Here is a 15,895-nt window from a genome sequence, read left to right on the forward strand (position 1 = left end):
AAATGCCAAGAGGAAACCGCAATTAGCGATTTCCCGGTCAGCAAATCGATTATACCATTTCTAACAGTGCCATCTGGGCAGCATCACCGCGCCGGTAACCTAGCTTAACTATGCGGGTATAACCACCCTGGCGTTCAGCGTATTTGGGTCCATAGGTGTCAAACAGTTTACGAACTACTCTTTCCTCGTAAATATATTCCAGTGCCTGGCGGCGAGCAGAAAGATCTCCACGCTTGGCCAGAGTTACCATTTTTTCAGCAATTCTTTTTACCTCTTTGGCTCGGGTCTCAGTGGTGGTAATACGTTCATCGCGAAACAGAGCAGTCACCAGGTTACGCAACATTGCCTTTCGATGGCCGGTGTTGCGACCCAATTTAGCGTAGGCCACCATTATCCCTCCTTAATCATCTTCGCGGCGCAGTTTCAAATCCAACTCGGAAAGTTTGTTCATGACCTCTTCCAAGGATTTTTTGCCCAGGTTACGTACCTTCATCATATCCTCCTCGTTGCGCTGAACCAACTCTTCTACAGTGTTGATACCGGCCCGTTTCAGACAATTGTATGAACGTACGCTTAAATCAAGCTCTTCAATCGGCATTTCCAGTATCTTATCCTTCTGTTCTTCTTCCTTCTCAACCATTATTTCAACTTCTGCGGCAGACTCGGTTAAACCAATAAACAAACGCAGATGTTCACTTAATATCTTTGCACTAAGGCTTACTGCTTCATCCGGTTTTATACTGCCGTCAGTCCAAACTTCCAAGGTAAGCTTATCATAGTCTGTGCGCTGACCTACCCTAGTATTATCCACATTGAAATTAACCTTGCGCACGGGAGTGAAGATAGAATCAACTGGAATTACCCCGATAATATGATCACCTTTTTTATTGCGCTCAGCTGATACATAGCCACGGCCTTTGGAAACAGTCATTTCCATAAACAACCGTCCATCCTCAGCCAGAGTAGCAATATGCATATCTGGGTTCAAAATTTCCACGTCCGGGTCTACTAAAATGTCCCCGGCTTTTACTGCACCTTCTTGTTGAGTCTCAATACGGATAATCCTTTCCTCGTCTGTATGCATTTTAAGACAAAGAGACTTGAGGTTAAGGATTATATCGGTTACATCTTCTTTAACACCCGGTATCGTGGAGAATTCGTGCAGCACCCCTTCAATTTTAACCGAGGTTATCGCTGCGCCTGGTAGCGAGGATAGTAATATACGTCGTAGCGAATTGCCCAGAGTAATCCCGTAACCCCTCTCCAGCGGTTCCACCACAAATCTACCATAGTGTTGGTCATCATTAATTTCTGCGCATTCGATTCTAGGCTTCTCAATTTCCAACATAACTTAGATTTAAACCCCTCCTTAGGACGGATTAGGATTTCCCCTGCTCAAACCCGTACTACTTAGAGTAAAGCTCTACTATAAGGGTTTCTTGAACGGGGGCATCTATCTGTTCCCGAGAGGGAAGAGCTACCACCCGGCCTTTTATTTGCTCGGCGTCGTATTCCAGCCAGGCCGGGGCTGTGTTATCGGCTGCACGTTCAATTAATTCCTTAACCCGCGGCGATTCCTTGCTTCTTTCACGGACAGTAATTTCATCCCCAACCCTAACCAGGAATGAAGGAATATTGGTCTTCCGGCCGTTAACAATGAAATGACCATGGCGCACTAATTGGCGGGCTTCGTTACGTGAAGCGCCCAAACCCAGGCGGTAAACCACATTGTCTAAACGACGCTCCAATAAGCGTAATAGATTTTCACCAGTCACGCCTGGCTGCCTGGCTGCTGTGAAATAATAGTTTCTAAATTGCTTTTCCAAAACCCCGTAAAAACGACGGGCTTTTTGCTTTTCCCTCAACTGCAGGCCATACTCGGAAACCTTTTTCCGACCCTGACCATGCTGACCGGGAGCATAACTACGGCGGTCAATACCACACTTACCGGTATAGCAACGGTCACCTTTTAAATACAGCTTTTGACCTTCGCGACGGCACAGCTTGCACTGCGGACCCGTATATCTTGCCATAAGTTGCTTACTACACCTCCTCTTATACTCTCCGGCGCTTGGGCGGCCGGCATCCATTGTGGGGAACAGGTGTAACGTCCTTTATTACACTAACCTCCAGCCCTACAGCCTGCAAGGAACGAATAGCAGCCTCACGCCCTGCGCCTGGTCCTTTCACTGATACTTCCAGTTCCTTCATACCGTGTTCCATGGCTTCTTTAGCAGCCTTTTCAGCTGCCATTTGAGCAGCAAAGGGGGTGCTTTTCCGTGATCCTTTAAAACCAACCCCGCCGGCGCTGGCCCAAGAAATAGCATTACCTTTTGTATCGGTAATGGTTACTACCGTATTGTTAAATGTCGACTTGATATGTGCCACGCCACGGTCGATATTCTTACGTTCCCGTCTTTTGGTTCTAGTTGCTCTACGAGCCATTTATATCCCCCCCTTACTTTTTCCTACGTACGCCAACCGTGCGTTTCGGACCTTTGCGCGTCCTGGCGTTGTTTTTAGTATTTTGACCGCGTACCGGCAGCCCGCGGCGATGACGCAGTCCACGATAGCAGCCGATTTCTATCAATCTCTTGATATTCAAAGCTATTTCTCTGCGCAGGTCGCCCTCTACACGATAGTTCTTTTCAATGACATCTCTTAATCTGTTTACTTCATCCTCAGTTAAGTCCCTGACCCGTGTATCAGGGCTAACTCCAGTTTGTTCTAATATTTTCTGCGAGGTGGGCTTACCAATGCCGTAAATATAGGTAAGGCCAATTTCCACTCTTTTATCCCGCGGTAAATCTACTCCCGCGATACGTGCCATTCCTTATAAACACCTCCAGCTTACCCTTGCCTTTGTTTATGCTTGGGGTTTTCACATATCACCATGATCTTACCTTTTCGACGTATAATCTTGCATTTTTCACATATTGTTTTCACAGAAGGCCTGACTTTCATTGTTCAACCTCCTCGGGCCCTTACTTTTAGTACGGAACGCTATTTGTAACGATAGACAATGCGCCCTCGGGTTAAATCGTATGGGGACAATTCCACCATGACACGGTCCCCGGCTAAAATCCGGATAAAATTCATCCTAATCTTCCCACTCACGTGGGCCAAAACCTTATGGCCGTTTTTCAGTTCCACCCGGAACATAGCATTCGGCAATGGCTCGATTACAGTACCTTCAACTTCTATAACATCCTTACCTGACATTAGATAACAAACCAACCTCCTTTAAAATGGCAGCTCTTCCGTTTTATCTAGCAAGCCCTCAAGCGCTCTGCGTATTTCGACATTACTAATACGCTCACCCAACTTCAACTTACCAGCAATCTCCTTGGCGATTTTCCCGTGCAAAATAAGATGTTTAATGTTCTTTTTCTTCGGATTCTCTAATCGCCTAACCGTTCCGTCAACAGCAAGTACGTAACAATCATCAATAACCTGAAGCACCAGATAGTACTTACCGCTATCTCGCCCGGCCTTGGGTTCCACTAGCTGTCCCGGGGTTATCCCAAGCTGCACCATTATTCATCCTCCAGACAAGCCAGGGTACAAAATCAAGTCCCTGCCCATATTACTTCCACACCATATTATGTAATTATAGTGCACAATTCTAGGGCAATGTCAGAATCTCCGGCTCACTATCGGTAATTACAATGGTATGCTCAAAATGAGCCGATGGTTGACCATCCTGTGTTACCACCGTCCATTTATCCAGAAGAGTTTGTACATGGTAACTTCCCATGTTTACCATCGGTTCTATTGCTAATGTCATGCCAGGCTTAAGCCGTGGTCCTCGACCTGGCCTACCAAAGTTCGGTACCTGGGGTTCTTCATGCATTTTAGTGCCAATGCCATGTCCAACGTAATCTCTAACCACCGAATAGCCATTTTTTTCAACATAATCCTGCACAGCATAAGATATATCAGATAGTCTGTTTCCGTTCCTTGCCGCATTTATGCCTTCTGCTAGCGCTGCACGAGTTACATCCAATAACCTTTGCAGCTCTTCAGAAATTTCACCGACCGCAAAGGTACGGGCAGAATCTCCAAAATATCCATTTATTTCCGCACCAACATCAATACTAATAATATCTCCATTTTCCAATTTTCTTAAACTAGGAAAGCCGTGTACCACCTGTTCATTCACCGATGCACAAATGGTGTATGGAAAACCGTAAAGCCCTTTAAAAGCCGGATTAGCTCCCTGGGAAATAATGTATTTCTCAGCCAACTGGTCCAGTTCTGCGGTAGTTACTCCAGGCGTGATGTTCTTGGCTAACTCGTCAAGAGCTCCAGCCACCACTTTACCGGCTTCCCGCATGAAAGACAATTCCCGCTCAGATTTACAGATAATCATACAAACACCCCGGTTACTTGATAAACCCCTGATAGCTTCTCATTAATAGTTGCGATTCAATTTGTTTCATTGTATCCAAAGCTACACCAACCACAATTAATAAAGCTGTACCGCCAAAATATATATTCGGTATTCGTGTAGCCAACAACACGAAGTTTGGTAAAATTGCAATTAACGCCAAAAACACGGCACCAGCCAGTGTTATGCGGTTCATAACTCTAGCAATGTATTCTGATGTGGGGCGACCAGGCCTGATACCAGGTATGAAACCACCGTACTTTTTGATATTATCTGCCATGTCAACCGGGTTCATAATTACTGCAGTGTAAAAATAAGTAAAGCCAATAATCAATAAAGCGTAAATCAATGTATGAGCTGCCGAATTCCAACCAAAGTATTTTACATAAAATTCAGCTATGGCAGAGCCCTGAAACCAGCGTGCAATTTGTTCAGGAAACATCATTAATGAAGAAGCAAAAATTACAGGAATCACACCGGCTTGATTCACCTTCAGAGGTAGGTGAGTTGTCTGCCCGCCGTAAACCCGGCGACCCACCACACGCTTGGCATATTGTACGGGAATACGCCTTTGGCCTTCTTGGACGGCCACTACTCCAGCAATAACCAGCCCACCGATAACAAGTAGGATGAGCAAGCTCATTACGTTAATTGTGCCGGCCTCAAACTGCAGGTACAGGTTTTGAATACCTGAAGGCAGGCGACTAACTATACCGGCAAAGATCAACAATGAAATACCATTGCCAACACCACGCTCAGTAATCTGCTCGCCGAGCCACATCAGTAATGTCGTACCGGCCGTTAAAGTAAATATTATGACAACATAACTGAAGAAACCAGGACTATGCAGAACTCCATATTTACCCATCATCACGCTCATGCCTACAGCCTGAAGAAAAGCGAGTACCACGGTAAAATAACGTGTATACTGTGAAATCTTTTTGCGCCCCTCTTCACCTTCCTTGGCCAGGCGCTCCAAATGTGGTATAACCACTGTGAGGAGCTGCATTATAATTGAAGCATTGATATAAGGGATAATACTCATTGCAAACACTGAAAAACTTTTAAAAGCACCGCCTGATATTACATCAAAAAAACCTAATATGACACCGGCAGTATCAATAAGCTCGCGAAACGCATCGACGTCCACTCCGGGAACTGGAATATGAGCCCCAACGCGAAAAATAAAAATCATCGATAACGTAAACAGTAACTTGGTACGCAGCTCACTGACTTTAAATGCACCTTTCAAGCCATCCATCAGTGTTGCCACATTAAATCACCTCAGCCTTACCACCGGCAGCTTCAATTTTTTCTAGCGCCGACTTGCTAAATGCATGGGCTTTAATGGTTAGTGGTTTTTCCAGGTTTCCCTCGCCTAGGATTTTAACCCCATCCCGTATCTTTCTGATCACTCTGGCTTCGAGTAAAATTTCAGGGGTCACCTCGGTACCGTTTTCAAAGCGGTTTAATTTATCCAAGTTTACCGTAATAATCTCCTTTTTGAAAGGTGCATTAGTGAATCCCCGCTTGGGCATACGCCGTTGCAAGGGCATCTGACCGCCCTCAAAACCGGGTCTCACTCCGCCACCGCTACGGGCTTTTTGGCCTTTGTGCCCGCGACCGGCTGTTTTACCCGATCCGGATCCGATACCCTGACCTTTACGGGTAGGCTTACGCCGTGCTCCAGGGGTTGGTTTCAATTCATGCAGGTTCATTGTGCACCTCCTTTATACTTCCTCCACTTTAAGCAAATGGGAAACTTTATTAATGGCGCCCCTTATCTGGGGTGTATCTTCCTGGATAACAAAGCGATTTGTTTTCTTAAGGCCCAGGGCGCGCACAGTTCTTCTTTGGGTCTCCGGTTTACCAATAACACTTTTGACCAGGGTAATCTTCAGCTTGGCCACAAAATACCCCCCTAACCCAACAGTTCTTCCACAGATTTATTGCGCATACGGGCAACTTGCTCCGGCGTTTTCAACATTTTAATAGCTTCAAAAGTGGCGCGCACCACATTATTGGCATTGTTAGAACCCAGAGACTTTGTCAAAACATCCTTCACACCGGCCAGCTCCATTATAGCCCTGACAGGACCGCCCGCAATAACGCCGGTTCCTGGTGCAGCGGGTTTTAATAACACTCTTCCCGCACCAAATCGGCCAATGACTTCATGCGGAATTGTAGCCTCCGCAAAAGGTACATTAACCAGTTTCTTCTTGGCATCCTCAACAGCCTTGCGAATAGCTTCAGGCACTTCACTGGCTTTGCCCAACCCGGCGCCTACTGCGCCGTTACCGTCTCCGACAACTACCAGGGCCGAAAAGCTGAACCGCCTGCCGCCCTTGACCACTTTAGCCACTCGATTTATAAATACTACTTTTTCGGAAAACTCGGACTTGGGTGGTTCAAATCTTGACACCGTTTCCCCTCCTTTTTAACCGATTCTTCTTAAAACTCAAGACCGCCCTCTCTGGCACCATCGGCCAGAGCCTTAACACGTCCATGGTAAACATAACCGGCCCGGTCAAACACTACCTGTTTGATCCCCTTTTCCAGGGCTTTGGAGGCAATGAGTTTGCCCACTGCCGCAGCAGATTGCCGGTCACCTCCAGACATCGTACCTTTAATTTCGGGCGAAAGGGATGAGGCGGTCACCAGTGTTTCGCCACGCTCATCATTGATAATCTGTGCGTATATGTTATTGAGGCTGCGGTACACATTCAGCCTCGGACGCTGTTCGGTACCATTGACCCTGTTACGTACGCGCAGTTGACGTTTCTTGCGCAGCGTATTACGGTCGGGTTTTTTAAACATGCCACTTCACTCCTTCCCCCGTTAACGTTTAGCCCCGGCTTTGCCCACTTTACGGCGGATATGTTCGCCCTCATACTTGATACCTTTTCCCTTATAAGGCTCGGGCTCCCTTACCGACCGAATGTTGGCCGCTATAGCACCTACCATTTCTTTATCAATGCCCTTAACCGATATCTTGGTAGGAGCCGGCACTTCAATTTCTATCCCCGCGGGTGGAATAATTTCCACCGGATGTGAGTATCCCACAGTTAATACCAGCTTATTACCCTGCATGGCAGCACGGTACCCTACACCCACCAACTCTAAATTCTTTTGGAATCCGTTAGCAACGCCCTGTACCATATTATTTAACAGGGTACGGGTAAGACCGTGTAGAGCCTTGTGCATCTTGTTATCTGATGGTCTCTCCACTACCATAGTACGGTCATCTACAAACTTAATTAGCATGTCCTGATGGAATACTTTTTCCAGCTTCCCTTTAGGACCCTCAACCCGCACGGTGTTACCATCCAATGTAGCCGTGACCTTATCGGGAAGCGGTACCGGTTTTTTGCCGATTCTGCTCATGCCTTACACCTCCTATGCCCTGCTCTACCAGATGTAGCAGATAACCTCGCCACCCAGGCCTTCCTTACGGGCTTTTTTGTCGGTCATAATCCCCCGGGAGGTTGAAATAATGGCAATACCCAATCCTCCCAATACCTTGGGAATAGAATCTTTGCGAGCATATACACGCAACCCGGGTTTGGATATGCGTTTGAGACCAGTAATCACCCGATCTTTACCTGCACTGTACTTGAGGTAAACACGGATGATACCTTGTTTGCCATCCTCAATGTACTCATAATCCCGGATAAAACCTTCTTGCTTGAGAATTTCTGCAATAGATCGCTTCATTTTGGAAGCGGGTGCTTCAATCTTATCGTGAAAAACCATATTGCCGTTTCGGATACGTGTCAGGAAATCAGCAACAGGATCAGTCATCACCATCTAAGGAGTACCTCCTTCCTTTTACCAACTGGCCTTCCTCAGTCCGGGAATCTCGCCTTTGTACGCTAATTCCCGAAAGCAAACTCGACAAATCCCAAACTTGCGCATATATGCATGAGGTCGGCCACATATATTACATCTGTTGTGCGCCCGCACCGTAAATTTGGGAGGGCGCTTGGATCTGGCTATCATCGACTTCTTAGCCACACATTTCCCTCCTTTTGTTGAAATCCTATATTACCCGCTCTTAAGCTGCTTTAAATGGCATCCCGAGTAAACGGAGTAATTCCCGGGCTTCTTCATCAGTCTGGGCGCTGGTAACGAAAATAATATCCATGCCCCTGATCTTATCAATTTTATCGTAATCGATTTCCGGAAATATAAGTTGTTCTTTAACACCCATGCTATAGTTACCCCGCCCGTCAAACGACTTCGGGGATGTACCACGGAAGTCCCTCACACGGGGCAGTGCTATATTCATTAACCTGTCGACAAACTCGTACATCCGATCGCCCCGCAGCGTAACCTTACAGCCAACGTTCATCCCGGCACGTAACTTAAAAGCAGCAATGGATTTTTTTGCCTTGGTGACCACTGGCCGCTGGCCTGTTATAATCATTAAATCGTTCACCGCAGCATCAATAGCCTTACTATTCTGGATGGCTTCACCCACCCCCATATTGATAACTACCTTTTCCAGCCTGGGGACTTGCATGGGGTTTTTATAGCCAAACTTTTCCATCATGGCCTTAACTACTTCATCTCTGAATTTATCCTTAAGCCTTGGCACACCTATACCCTCCTTCCGCCGGGTTAGCTGAGCACTTCCCCGCATTTCTTACACTGGCGAATCTTTTTCCCATCTTCCAGTATTTTCTTGCCCACCCGAGTGGGGCGATTACATTTACTGCAATACAGCATTACATTGGAACTATGGATCGGGGCTTCCTTCTCCATAATACCACCTTGCGGCATACTACGGGTAGGTTTGGTGTGACGTTTAACCTTGTTTACACCTTCTACTACCACACGGCTTTTGGCTGGTTGCACCTCCAGCACCTTACCTTTTTTACCGGCGCTTTTACCACGAATCACTAATACTGTATCACCTTTATGCACATGAACTTTGGGCTTGGTCATATCCGTTGCACCTCCTGTAGCGGCATCTACTACAATACTTCCGGGGCCAGGGAGACAATTTTCATATAATCATGCTCTCTTAATTCCCGGGCCACGGGCCCAAAAATACGGGTGCCACGCGGAGTTCCGTCCTCTTTTATGATTACCGCAGCGTTTTCATCAAATTTAATGTAAGAACCATCGGGACGACGTACTTCCTTTTTGGTTCGGACAATAACAGCCTGAACCACGTCACCTTTCTTAACAACGCCGCCTGGTGTAGCTTCCTTGACGGATGCAACTACCACATCACCCAAACTGGCATATCGGCGTAACGAACCGCCCATCACGCGAATACACATCAGCTTACGGGCACCAGTATTATCTGCCGCTCTAAGCATTGTTTGTACTTGAATCACCGTATTAGCCTCCTTCGCACAATAACCCCGGCGGGCTACCGGCGGCTATAACTGCTCTGTCTTGCGTAATATTTGCACCACACGCCACCTTTTATCCTTGGACAATGGCCTGGTTTCCATTATCTTGACCTTGTCGCCGATATTACATATATTTTCTTCATCGTGGGCCTTATATTTTTTAGTTTGTCTGATAGTCCGGTTATATAGCGGGTGTCTTACTAATAATTCCACAGCTACAACAGCTGTTTTATCCATTTTATTACTTACAACCACGCCTGTTTTAGTTTTGCGCAAGTTGCGCTCCGTCAACATGGCTACCCCCTTCCTGCTTCGGGATAATACGTTTATTCACTAGGCCCGCTTGATACCAATTTCCCTTTCCCGAATAACAGTTTTTACGCGGGCAATATTTCTTCGAACTTCCTTGATACGCATGGGGTTATCCAGTTGTCCGGTAGCTAGTTGAAAGCGCAGCCGGAACAACTCATCCTTGGTATCGTTCATTTTCTTTTGTAATTCCTCAACGGTCATATCTCGCAGTTCCTTAGCTTTCACTTGCCTCACCTACTTCCCCACGTCTTACAAACTTAGTCCTGATGGGTAGCTTGTGCGAAGCCAAGCGCATGGCCTCCCGGGCAACCTCTTCATTTACGCCGGCTAACTCAAACATAATCCGACCGGGCTTTACAACAGCTACCCACCACTCGGGTGCACCTTTGCCACTGCCCATCCTGGTTTCAGCCGGCTTTTTAGTAACCGGTTTATCGGGGAAAATCTTAATCCATACTTTACCGCCACGCTTAATATAACGTGTCATCGCAATACGAGCGGCTTCGATTTGCCGATTGGTAATCCAGCCGGGTTCCAGCGCTTTTAACCCATAATCCCCAAAATGGACTTCATTGCCCCCCTTGGATTTACCCGAGGGTATCGCCCCGCGGCGCTGCTTGCGGTATTTTACCCTTTTTGGCATGAGCATAAAGCCTATTCGCCTCCTTTACCGGCAGTGGTTCTTCTACCTTCCGGCAAAACTTCTCCTTTATATATCCAAACCTTAATACCGATTTTTCCATAAGTTGTGTTTGCTTCAGCAAATCCATAGTCAATATCAGCCCGCAAGGTGTGCAAAGGAACTTTGCCTTCACTGTACCACTCGGTGCGAGCAATTTCAGCCCCAGCTAAACGACCGCTGCATGAAATCTTGATCCCCTTAGCGCCCATCTTCATAGCCCTGCCAACGCTTTGCTTCATAGCCCGGCGGAAAGCAATTCTTCTTTCTAATTGCGAAGCCACGTTTTCTGCTAATAGCTGGGCATCGATTTCAGGTACTTTCACTTCAACAATATTGATATTGACATGTTTACCGGTCATTTGTTCCAGCTGTTTGCGTAAATTTTCCACCTCGGTACCGCCCCGTCCGATAACAATACCGGGCTTAGCTGTATGGATAGATAATTTTATTTTATTAGCAGCCCGCTCAATCTGTATGCGGGCAATGCCTGCGGCAAACAATTTCTTCTTAACAAATTTGCGTATATTATAATCTTCTAGCAAAAGAGTGGAAAAGTTTTTCTTATCAGCATACCATTTACCTTCCCAGTCTTTAATAATGCCAATGCGCAACCCAACGGGATTTACCTTCTGCCCCACACTAACCCTCCTTTTTTTCTTTTACTACCACAGTAATGTGGCTGGTACGGTGACGCAGCACATCCGCACGCCCCATAGCTCGGGGTTGCCACCGTTTCAAGGTGGGTCCTTGATCTACATAACAAGCGGCCACATACAGGTTATCCTTATTCATTTCATAATTATGCTCGGCGTTGGCGGCGGCTGATTTAACCACCTTAGCTACTGGTACAGACGCCCTCTTGGGCGTGAATTTTAATATTGCCAGTGCTTCTTGTACATCCTTACCCCTTATTATGTCAATAACCTGACGCACTTTACGTGGGGAGATGCGAATATATTTCGCAACCGCTTTTGCTTCTTCCATGGTTGTTATACCCCCTTTACACGTTTACTTCAAGGACGTAGACCTTTCAGTATGAGAACCGTGTCCTCGGAAAAGCCTCGTGGGGGCGAACTCGCCTAATTTATGACCAACCATATCCTCGGTAACATATACGGGAACATGTTTCCTGCCATCATGCACTGCGAGAGTATGCCCGATCATATCCGGGAAAATGGTGGAACGGCGGGACCATGTTTTAATGACCCTTTTATCGCCCTTTTCATTCATCTCTTGGATTTTATTAAGGAGCTTTTCGTCACAATACGGGCCTTTTTTTAGAGAGCGACCCATCGGCTAGCCTCCTTCCTGCAGCTGTACATTATCTTATTTTTTACCACGCCGCTTAACAATTAAGCGATCACTGGACTTTTTCTTCCGTGTGCGTGCACCCAGAGCCGGTTTACCCCAAGGAGTTACCGGATTTCTACCAACGGGTGAACGGCCTTCACCACCACCATGCGGGTGGTCCACAGGGTTCATTACCACGCCACGTACTGTGGGGCGTTTACCCAGCCAGCGGGAGCGGCCGGCTTTACCAACAGTTATATTCTCGTGATCCACATTACCAACCTGGCCAATCGTAGCCCGGCAATCTTGTAAAATCAAACGCATTTCTCCAGAAGGCATACGTACATGCGCGTATTTACCCTCTTTGGCCATTAGCTGCGCAGACGAGCCGGCTGATCTAACCAATTGGCCGCCGCCCTTGGGGTGCAGCTCAATATTATGAATCATTGTACCCACTGGAATATTACGCAAAGCCAGGGCATTGCCCACTTTGATATCAGCTTCAGGACCTGATTCAACTTTTTGACCTACCTGCAGGCCCACCGGAGCAATAATATAACGTTTCTCACCATCAACGTAATGCAGCAGGGCAATACGTGCCGAACGGTTAGGGTCATACTCAATCGTGGCTACCTTAGCCGGTATACCGTCCTTATCCCGTTTAAAATCAATTATCCGATATGCCCTTTTATGTCCTCCACCACGGTGACGCACAGTTATTCTGCCATTGGCATTTCTGCCGGCTTTGCTATTAAGCGGTTCCAGCAGGGATTTTTCCGGTTCGCTGGCAGTTATTTCCTCAAAAGTTGAAACTGTAACAAACCTTCGACCCGGCGATGTAGGTTTGAATTTTTTAATCCCCACCTGGTTTCCCTCCTTATCGCGCTCCCGTGCCCTTGCCTGGACAGCGAGAGAATCATTTCACTAAACACCTTCAAAGAGCTGAATTTTTCCTTCTTTAAGAGTAACAATGGCTTTTTTACGATCGGGTGTCTTGCCCCAGCGATTACGAACCCGCTTTAATTTGCCCTTGACCCGCATAGTACGCACTTTGTCAACTTTAACATTAAACAATTCTTCCACGGCCTTGCGGATCTCAATCTTGTTGGAACCTATATCCACGATAAAGGTGTACTTGTTTTCTTCCACCAAACCCATACTTTTTTCGGTAATTACCGGCTTCTTAATAATATCGCGAGGGTTTTTCATTAAACAAACACCTCCTCAACCCTGGCCACCGCGTCTTTGGTAATGACCAGCGTTTTATGCGCCAGTAAATCGTAAACATTCAGCCCCGGAACACTTAATTGCTTAATTCCCGGAATGTTACGAGCCGACTTATAAACCATGTCATCTCTCTGGGCAGTAACTACTAAAGCTTTGTTATTAACTTTAAGGTTACTAAGTATCTTTACCATATCCTTGGTTTTGGGCACATCTAGCTTTAATTCTTCCAATACAACAATGGTGCCACCCTCAACTTTGGACGACAGTGCTGATTTCATAGCCAGCCTGCGTACCTTTTTAGGAATCCGGTAGCTATAATCACGCGGGTGTGGCCCAAATACAGTGCCACCGCCGCGCCAAATGGGTGAACGGTTCGACCCGGCCCGAGCGCGACCGGTACCTTTTTGACGATAAGGTTTGCGGCCACCACCGCTGACCTCTGCTCTCGTTTTAGTATCGTGGGTACCCTGCCGTCTTCCGGCTAACTGCATGGTTACAACATCATGCAACGCTTGCTCGTGAACAGCAATACCGAAAATATCTTCTTTTAATTCGATTTCCCCGACCTGGTCACCGTTCATATTATACATAGCAACTCTGGGCATGAATGACTTCCTCCTTTCGCTGCGCGCCGTTACCTGGCTTTAACGGATTTCTTGACCATAACCAAACCACCACGCGGGCCTGGAATGGCTCCCTTTATTGCCAGCAGATTTTGCCCGGCATCCACCCGGACAACCTCTAAATTCTGTATGGTCACCCGTTCAGCGCCATAGTGCCCCGGCAGTTTTCTGCCTTTGAACACCCGGGCCGGACCTTTGGCCCCCAGCGAACCGGGCCTCCGGTGATACTTGGAACCGTGAGCCATAGGCCCACGATGGAAGCCATGGCGTTTGATACCACCCGAAAAACCACGTCCTTTGGTGGTACCCACAACGTCAACTTTTTCACCGGGTGCAAAAATATCCGCTTTGATTTCCTGCCCAACTTCATAGGCATCAATGTCATCAACGCGTATTTCCCGCAGGTAACGCTTGGGCTTGATACCCGCCTTTTCATAATGGCCTTTCATTGGCTTGTTAACCAGATTTTCCCGTTTTTCACCAAAGCCTACTTGAATGGCAGCATAACCGTCATGTTCAACGGTTTTCTTTTGCGCAATTACACAGGGTCCGGCTTCAATAACGGTTACCGGCAAGGCAATACCTTGCTCTGTAAATACCTGAGTCATACCAACCTTCTTACCCAATATTGCTTTGGGCATTACTCCTTGCACCTCCCGAGCCTGCTCGAAGTACAATGCTTCATAGGCTTTTCGATGCCGTCAGCGGTTCAGCGTATGAAGTTCAATGTCAATATGACCAAACTTAGCTGAACTTGACCTTCGAGACTGCTTTCTGTTAATTTCTTATCTTGCTTACAGTTTAATTTCAATATCCACACCGGCGGGCAGGTCTAAACGCATTAACGCATCTACTGTTTTTGGTGTAGGTTCCATGATATCAATCAACCGCTTATGAGTTCTCATTTCAAATTGTTCCCTTGAGTCTTTATTAACGTGCGGGGAACGTAATATCGTATAGATATTTTTTTCCGTGGGCAAAGGTACAGGACCCGCCACATTGGCTCCAGTCCGCCGGGCAGTTTCTACAATCTTCTGGGCCGATTGGTCCAGCATATGATGATCATACGCCTTAAGCCGTATACGGATCTTTTGATTTTTCATGCACTGACCTCCTTTCGCCTAAAAGAAGAGCGTCAAAAATTACTCGTTAATACCGGTAACCACACCAGCACCCACCGTGCGACCACCTTCACGAATGGCGAAGCGCAATCCTTCTTCTATAGCAATGGGAGTGATCAGCTCGATATTCATTCTAATGTTATCGCCCGGCATAACCATTTCCACACCCTCCGGCAGCTGGGCTACGCCGGTAACGTCTGTGGTGCGGAAGTAGAACTGTGGNNCAATTTCTACAATTTGGTTTGTTATTTTAAACATTTCAACTCTAAAATTTTGATTATCGATGATTATTTCAATTGCTTCGTCTTTACGACCTTCTTTAACCAGGGTTTCAACTTGGTTTTGTAAATTATTATAAGTGTTATACATAAATTTTAAATTAGACACTAATTTCTTTGTCTGGTTTAACTTTACTGATTTATCCAGATCATTTAAGGCTAGTAATGTGATTTCTCTAGAATCTGCTATACTTTGTAGATCTTTTTCCATACTCTCTTTATTATTATCTAGCATGGTAAGATCCCTAAAAAGCCTGCTGGTATTATTGATTTCAAAACGGACAATATTTGCCAAACGGACCTTTTCATAATTATTTTGCACTACTTCGTTCGTGTTATTTTTAAATTGGCTAACAATATTAAGAGAAATAATATTGATAATTATAAGTAAAACTAAAAAGATACCAAAATCAATATATAGTTTATTCCTTAATTTCATAAAAACTTATCTCTCCTTATGTTTTAATTTACGAATGTTTTGAAAAATATAATGGTGTAACTATTATCTTGCATTTTGTTTATTAAATTAAACGGCAAAGTCATTATTACCTTCGGGAATAATGCAACAAATTGTCATATCGTTAATATTTCTATATAACAAGCTGATAC

At 46.1% G+C, this 15,895-nt stretch carries 32 protein-coding genes and 1 pseudogene; all 33 read right to left on the reverse strand.

All coding sequences use genetic code 11. The annotated features are described in order from the left end of the window. Positions 1 to 49: 49 nt before the first annotated feature. Positions 50 to 391, reverse strand: coding sequence for a 50S ribosomal protein L17 (rplQ, locus tag SPSYN_RS06605; RefSeq protein ID WP_161821697.1), 342 nt, complete (start codon positions 389 to 391; stop codon positions 50 to 52). A 9-nt stretch (positions 392 to 400) separates the two neighbouring features. Next, positions 401 to 1,348, reverse strand: coding sequence for a DNA-directed RNA polymerase subunit alpha (locus SPSYN_RS06610; RefSeq protein ID WP_161821698.1), 948 nt, complete (start codon positions 1,346 to 1,348; stop codon positions 401 to 403). Between the two features lie 58 nt (positions 1,349 to 1,406). Continuing rightward, on the reverse strand, positions 1,407 to 2,033 hold the full coding sequence (gene rpsD, locus SPSYN_RS06615) for a 30S ribosomal protein S4 (protein ID WP_161821699.1): 627 nt from the start codon (positions 2,031 to 2,033) through the stop codon (positions 1,407 to 1,409). Between the two features lie 22 nt (positions 2,034 to 2,055). Further along, positions 2,056 to 2,445, reverse strand: coding sequence for a 30S ribosomal protein S11 (rpsK, locus tag SPSYN_RS06620; RefSeq protein WP_161821700.1), 390 nt, complete (start codon positions 2,443 to 2,445; stop codon positions 2,056 to 2,058). Positions 2,446 to 2,458: 13 nt separating this feature from the next. Further along, on the reverse strand, positions 2,459 to 2,830 hold the full coding sequence (rpsM, locus tag SPSYN_RS06625; RefSeq protein ID WP_161821701.1) for a 30S ribosomal protein S13: 372 nt from the start codon (positions 2,828 to 2,830) through the stop codon (positions 2,459 to 2,461). A gap of 20 nt (positions 2,831 to 2,850) precedes the next feature. After that, a complete protein-coding gene (rpmJ, locus tag SPSYN_RS06630) occupies positions 2,851 to 2,964 on the reverse strand; it encodes a 50S ribosomal protein L36 (protein ID WP_161821702.1) in 114 nt (37 codons plus the stop codon). A gap of 39 nt (positions 2,965 to 3,003) precedes the next feature. Continuing rightward, the gene (gene infA, locus SPSYN_RS06635) at positions 3,004 to 3,222 is read right to left on the reverse strand and encodes a translation initiation factor IF-1 (RefSeq protein ID WP_006522848.1); all 219 of its coding nucleotides are present in this window, start codon (positions 3,220 to 3,222) and stop codon (positions 3,004 to 3,006) included. A gap of 21 nt (positions 3,223 to 3,243) precedes the next feature. Next, positions 3,244 to 3,537: a KOW domain-containing RNA-binding protein gene (locus SPSYN_RS06640; RefSeq protein WP_243152947.1), complete on the reverse strand. Its 294-nt coding sequence runs from the start codon at positions 3,535 to 3,537 to the stop codon at positions 3,244 to 3,246. Between the two features lie 88 nt (positions 3,538 to 3,625). Then, positions 3,626 to 4,372, reverse strand: coding sequence for a type I methionyl aminopeptidase (gene map, locus SPSYN_RS06645; protein WP_161821703.1), 747 nt, complete (start codon positions 4,370 to 4,372; stop codon positions 3,626 to 3,628). Positions 4,373 to 4,385: 13 nt separating this feature from the next. Next, complete coding sequence (gene secY, locus SPSYN_RS06650; RefSeq protein WP_423828287.1) at positions 4,386 to 5,651, reverse strand: preprotein translocase subunit SecY; 1,266 nt, start codon at positions 5,649 to 5,651, stop codon at positions 4,386 to 4,388. Positions 5,652 to 5,664: 13 nt separating this feature from the next. Then, the gene (rplO, locus tag SPSYN_RS06655; protein ID WP_161821704.1) at positions 5,665 to 6,108 is read right to left on the reverse strand and encodes a 50S ribosomal protein L15; all 444 of its coding nucleotides are present in this window, start codon (positions 6,106 to 6,108) and stop codon (positions 5,665 to 5,667) included. 12 nt (positions 6,109 to 6,120) lie between these two features. Then, positions 6,121 to 6,300: a 50S ribosomal protein L30 gene (gene rpmD / locus SPSYN_RS06660; protein WP_161821705.1), complete on the reverse strand. Its 180-nt coding sequence runs from the start codon at positions 6,298 to 6,300 to the stop codon at positions 6,121 to 6,123. Between the two features lie 11 nt (positions 6,301 to 6,311). Further along, positions 6,312 to 6,812, reverse strand: a complete 501-nt coding sequence (rpsE, locus tag SPSYN_RS06665) for a 30S ribosomal protein S5 (RefSeq protein ID WP_161821706.1) — start codon at positions 6,810 to 6,812, stop codon at positions 6,312 to 6,314. A gap of 29 nt (positions 6,813 to 6,841) precedes the next feature. Beyond that, positions 6,842 to 7,207, reverse strand: a complete 366-nt coding sequence (rplR, locus tag SPSYN_RS06670) for a 50S ribosomal protein L18 (protein ID WP_161821707.1) — start codon at positions 7,205 to 7,207, stop codon at positions 6,842 to 6,844. 21 nt (positions 7,208 to 7,228) lie between these two features. Next, positions 7,229 to 7,774, reverse strand: coding sequence for a 50S ribosomal protein L6 (gene rplF / locus SPSYN_RS06675; RefSeq protein WP_161821708.1), 546 nt, complete (start codon positions 7,772 to 7,774; stop codon positions 7,229 to 7,231). Between the two features lie 24 nt (positions 7,775 to 7,798). Next, the gene (rpsH, locus tag SPSYN_RS06680) at positions 7,799 to 8,197 is read right to left on the reverse strand and encodes a 30S ribosomal protein S8 (protein WP_161821709.1); all 399 of its coding nucleotides are present in this window, start codon (positions 8,195 to 8,197) and stop codon (positions 7,799 to 7,801) included. A gap of 21 nt (positions 8,198 to 8,218) precedes the next feature. After that, positions 8,219 to 8,404, reverse strand: a complete 186-nt coding sequence (locus SPSYN_RS06685) for a type Z 30S ribosomal protein S14 (RefSeq protein WP_161821710.1) — start codon at positions 8,402 to 8,404, stop codon at positions 8,219 to 8,221. 40 nt (positions 8,405 to 8,444) lie between these two features. Then, on the reverse strand, positions 8,445 to 8,987 hold the full coding sequence (rplE, locus tag SPSYN_RS06690; protein WP_161821711.1) for a 50S ribosomal protein L5: 543 nt from the start codon (positions 8,985 to 8,987) through the stop codon (positions 8,445 to 8,447). Positions 8,988 to 9,010: 23 nt separating this feature from the next. Next, positions 9,011 to 9,337 (reverse strand): 50S ribosomal protein L24, encoded by a 327-nt coding sequence (gene rplX / locus SPSYN_RS06695; RefSeq protein WP_161821712.1) that lies wholly within the window; start codon positions 9,335 to 9,337, stop codon positions 9,011 to 9,013. 29 nt (positions 9,338 to 9,366) lie between these two features. Further along, complete coding sequence (rplN, locus tag SPSYN_RS06700) at positions 9,367 to 9,735, reverse strand: 50S ribosomal protein L14 (protein ID WP_161821713.1); 369 nt, start codon at positions 9,733 to 9,735, stop codon at positions 9,367 to 9,369. 45 nt (positions 9,736 to 9,780) lie between these two features. After that, positions 9,781 to 10,047: a 30S ribosomal protein S17 gene (rpsQ, locus tag SPSYN_RS06705; RefSeq protein ID WP_161821714.1), complete on the reverse strand. Its 267-nt coding sequence runs from the start codon at positions 10,045 to 10,047 to the stop codon at positions 9,781 to 9,783. Between the two features lie 39 nt (positions 10,048 to 10,086). Further along, entirely contained in the window at positions 10,087 to 10,290 is a 204-nt protein-coding gene (rpmC, locus tag SPSYN_RS06710) for a 50S ribosomal protein L29 (RefSeq protein WP_006522863.1), read from the reverse strand. Further along, the gene (gene rplP, locus SPSYN_RS06715) at positions 10,280 to 10,714 is read right to left on the reverse strand and encodes a 50S ribosomal protein L16 (RefSeq protein ID WP_161821715.1); all 435 of its coding nucleotides are present in this window, start codon (positions 10,712 to 10,714) and stop codon (positions 10,280 to 10,282) included. The genes rpmC and rplP overlap by 11 nt, the downstream gene beginning before the upstream one ends. Before the next feature lie 5 nt (positions 10,715 to 10,719). Next, positions 10,720 to 11,385 carry a 30S ribosomal protein S3 gene (rpsC, locus tag SPSYN_RS06720; protein ID WP_161821716.1) on the reverse strand — a complete coding sequence of 222 codons (666 nt, stop codon included), beginning with the start codon at positions 11,383 to 11,385 and terminating at the stop codon, positions 10,720 to 10,722. Between the two features lies 1 nt (position 11,386). Beyond that, positions 11,387 to 11,731, reverse strand: coding sequence for a 50S ribosomal protein L22 (gene rplV, locus SPSYN_RS06725; protein WP_161821717.1), 345 nt, complete (start codon positions 11,729 to 11,731; stop codon positions 11,387 to 11,389). Between the two features lie 24 nt (positions 11,732 to 11,755). After that, on the reverse strand, positions 11,756 to 12,040 hold the full coding sequence (gene rpsS, locus SPSYN_RS06730) for a 30S ribosomal protein S19 (protein WP_161821718.1): 285 nt from the start codon (positions 12,038 to 12,040) through the stop codon (positions 11,756 to 11,758). Positions 12,041 to 12,073: 33 nt separating this feature from the next. After that, a complete protein-coding gene (gene rplB, locus SPSYN_RS06735) occupies positions 12,074 to 12,901 on the reverse strand; it encodes a 50S ribosomal protein L2 (RefSeq protein WP_161821719.1) in 828 nt (275 codons plus the stop codon). Positions 12,902 to 12,961: 60 nt separating this feature from the next. Further along, complete coding sequence (rplW, locus tag SPSYN_RS06740) at positions 12,962 to 13,246, reverse strand: 50S ribosomal protein L23 (protein ID WP_161821720.1); 285 nt, start codon at positions 13,244 to 13,246, stop codon at positions 12,962 to 12,964. Continuing rightward, positions 13,246 to 13,869 (reverse strand): 50S ribosomal protein L4, encoded by a 624-nt coding sequence (gene rplD, locus SPSYN_RS06745; RefSeq protein ID WP_161821721.1) that lies wholly within the window; start codon positions 13,867 to 13,869, stop codon positions 13,246 to 13,248. Before rplD ends, rplW begins: the two co-directional genes overlap by 1 nt. Positions 13,870 to 13,898: 29 nt before the next feature. Further along, complete coding sequence (gene rplC / locus SPSYN_RS06750; protein WP_161821722.1) at positions 13,899 to 14,528, reverse strand: 50S ribosomal protein L3; 630 nt, start codon at positions 14,526 to 14,528, stop codon at positions 13,899 to 13,901. 153 nt (positions 14,529 to 14,681) lie between these two features. After that, positions 14,682 to 14,990 (reverse strand): 30S ribosomal protein S10, encoded by a 309-nt coding sequence (gene rpsJ / locus SPSYN_RS06755; RefSeq protein WP_161821723.1) that lies wholly within the window; start codon positions 14,988 to 14,990, stop codon positions 14,682 to 14,684. 39 nt (positions 14,991 to 15,029) lie between these two features. Further along, positions 15,030 to 15,230: EF-Tu C-terminal domain-related protein (locus SPSYN_RS15860; protein ID WP_480935853.1), on the reverse strand; the 201-nt coding region annotated here is incomplete at its 5' end. A gap of 2 nt (positions 15,231 to 15,232) precedes the next feature. Further along, positions 15,233 to 15,725, reverse strand: a pseudogene (locus SPSYN_RS16470) (MCP four helix bundle domain-containing protein); the annotation flags it as partial. Between the last annotated feature and the right edge of the window lie 170 nt (positions 15,726 to 15,895).

This window comes from Sporotomaculum syntrophicum, from assembly GCF_009932395.1.
Lineage (GTDB): Bacteria > Bacillota > Desulfotomaculia > Desulfotomaculales > Desulfallaceae > Sporotomaculum > Sporotomaculum syntrophicum.

Coding starts and splice junctions, on each gene's coding strand:
- rplP (WP_161821715.1), bottom strand. CDS start 10,714: ATGCTCATGCCAAAAAGGGTAAAATACCGCAAGCAGCGCCGCGGGGCG.
- rpsH (WP_161821709.1), bottom strand. CDS start 8,197: ATGGTGATGACTGATCCTGTTGCTGATTTCCTGACACGTATCCGAAAC.
- rplD (WP_161821721.1), bottom strand. CDS start 13,869: ATGCCCAGAGTTGCTATGTATAATATGAACGGTGACCAGGTCGGGGAA.
- rpsJ (WP_161821723.1), bottom strand. CDS start 14,990: ATGAAAAATCAAAAGATCCGTATACGGCTTAAGGCGTATGATCATCAT.
- rplF (WP_161821708.1), bottom strand. CDS start 7,774: ATGAGCAGAATCGGCAAAAAACCGGTACCGCTTCCCGATAAGGTCACG.
- rpsM (WP_161821701.1), bottom strand. CDS start 2,830: ATGGCACGTATCGCGGGAGTAGATTTACCGCGGGATAAAAGAGTGGAA.
- secY (WP_423828287.1), bottom strand. CDS start 5,651: ATGGATGGCTTGAAAGGTGCATTTAAAGTCAGTGAGCTGCGTACCAAG.
- rplR (WP_161821707.1), bottom strand. CDS start 7,207: ATGTTTAAAAAACCCGACCGTAATACGCTGCGCAAGAAACGTCAACTG.
- rplX (WP_161821712.1), bottom strand. CDS start 9,337: ATGACCAAGCCCAAAGTTCATGTGCATAAAGGTGATACAGTATTAGTG.
- rplQ (WP_161821697.1), bottom strand. CDS start 391: ATGGTGGCCTACGCTAAATTGGGTCGCAACACCGGCCATCGAAAGGCA.
- rplV (WP_161821717.1), bottom strand. CDS start 11,731: ATGGAAGAAGCAAAAGCGGTTGCGAAATATATTCGCATCTCCCCACGT.
- SPSYN_RS06610 (WP_161821698.1), bottom strand. CDS start 1,348: ATGTTGGAAATTGAGAAGCCTAGAATCGAATGCGCAGAAATTAATGAT.
- rpsK (WP_161821700.1), bottom strand. CDS start 2,445: ATGGCTCGTAGAGCAACTAGAACCAAAAGACGGGAACGTAAGAATATC.
- rpsS (WP_161821718.1), bottom strand. CDS start 12,040: ATGGGTCGCTCTCTAAAAAAAGGCCCGTATTGTGACGAAAAGCTCCTT.
- rplW (WP_161821720.1), bottom strand. CDS start 13,246: ATGAAAAACCCTCGCGATATTATTAAGAAGCCGGTAATTACCGAAAAA.
- rplO (WP_161821704.1), bottom strand. CDS start 6,108: ATGAACCTGCATGAATTGAAACCAACCCCTGGAGCACGGCGTAAGCCT.
- map (WP_161821703.1), bottom strand. CDS start 4,372: ATGATTATCTGTAAATCTGAGCGGGAATTGTCTTTCATGCGGGAAGCC.
- infA (WP_006522848.1), bottom strand. CDS start 3,222: ATGTCAGGTAAGGATGTTATAGAAGTTGAAGGTACTGTAATCGAGCCA.
- rplC (WP_161821722.1), bottom strand. CDS start 14,528: ATGCCCAAAGCAATATTGGGTAAGAAGGTTGGTATGACTCAGGTATTT.
- rpsD (WP_161821699.1), bottom strand. CDS start 2,033: ATGGCAAGATATACGGGTCCGCAGTGCAAGCTGTGCCGTCGCGAAGGT.
- rpmJ (WP_161821702.1), bottom strand. CDS start 2,964: ATGAAAGTCAGGCCTTCTGTGAAAACAATATGTGAAAAATGCAAGATT.
- rpsQ (WP_161821714.1), bottom strand. CDS start 10,047: ATGTTGACGGAGCGCAACTTGCGCAAAACTAAAACAGGCGTGGTTGTA.
- SPSYN_RS06640 (WP_243152947.1), bottom strand. CDS start 3,537: ATGGTGCAGCTTGGGATAACCCCGGGACAGCTAGTGGAACCCAAGGCC.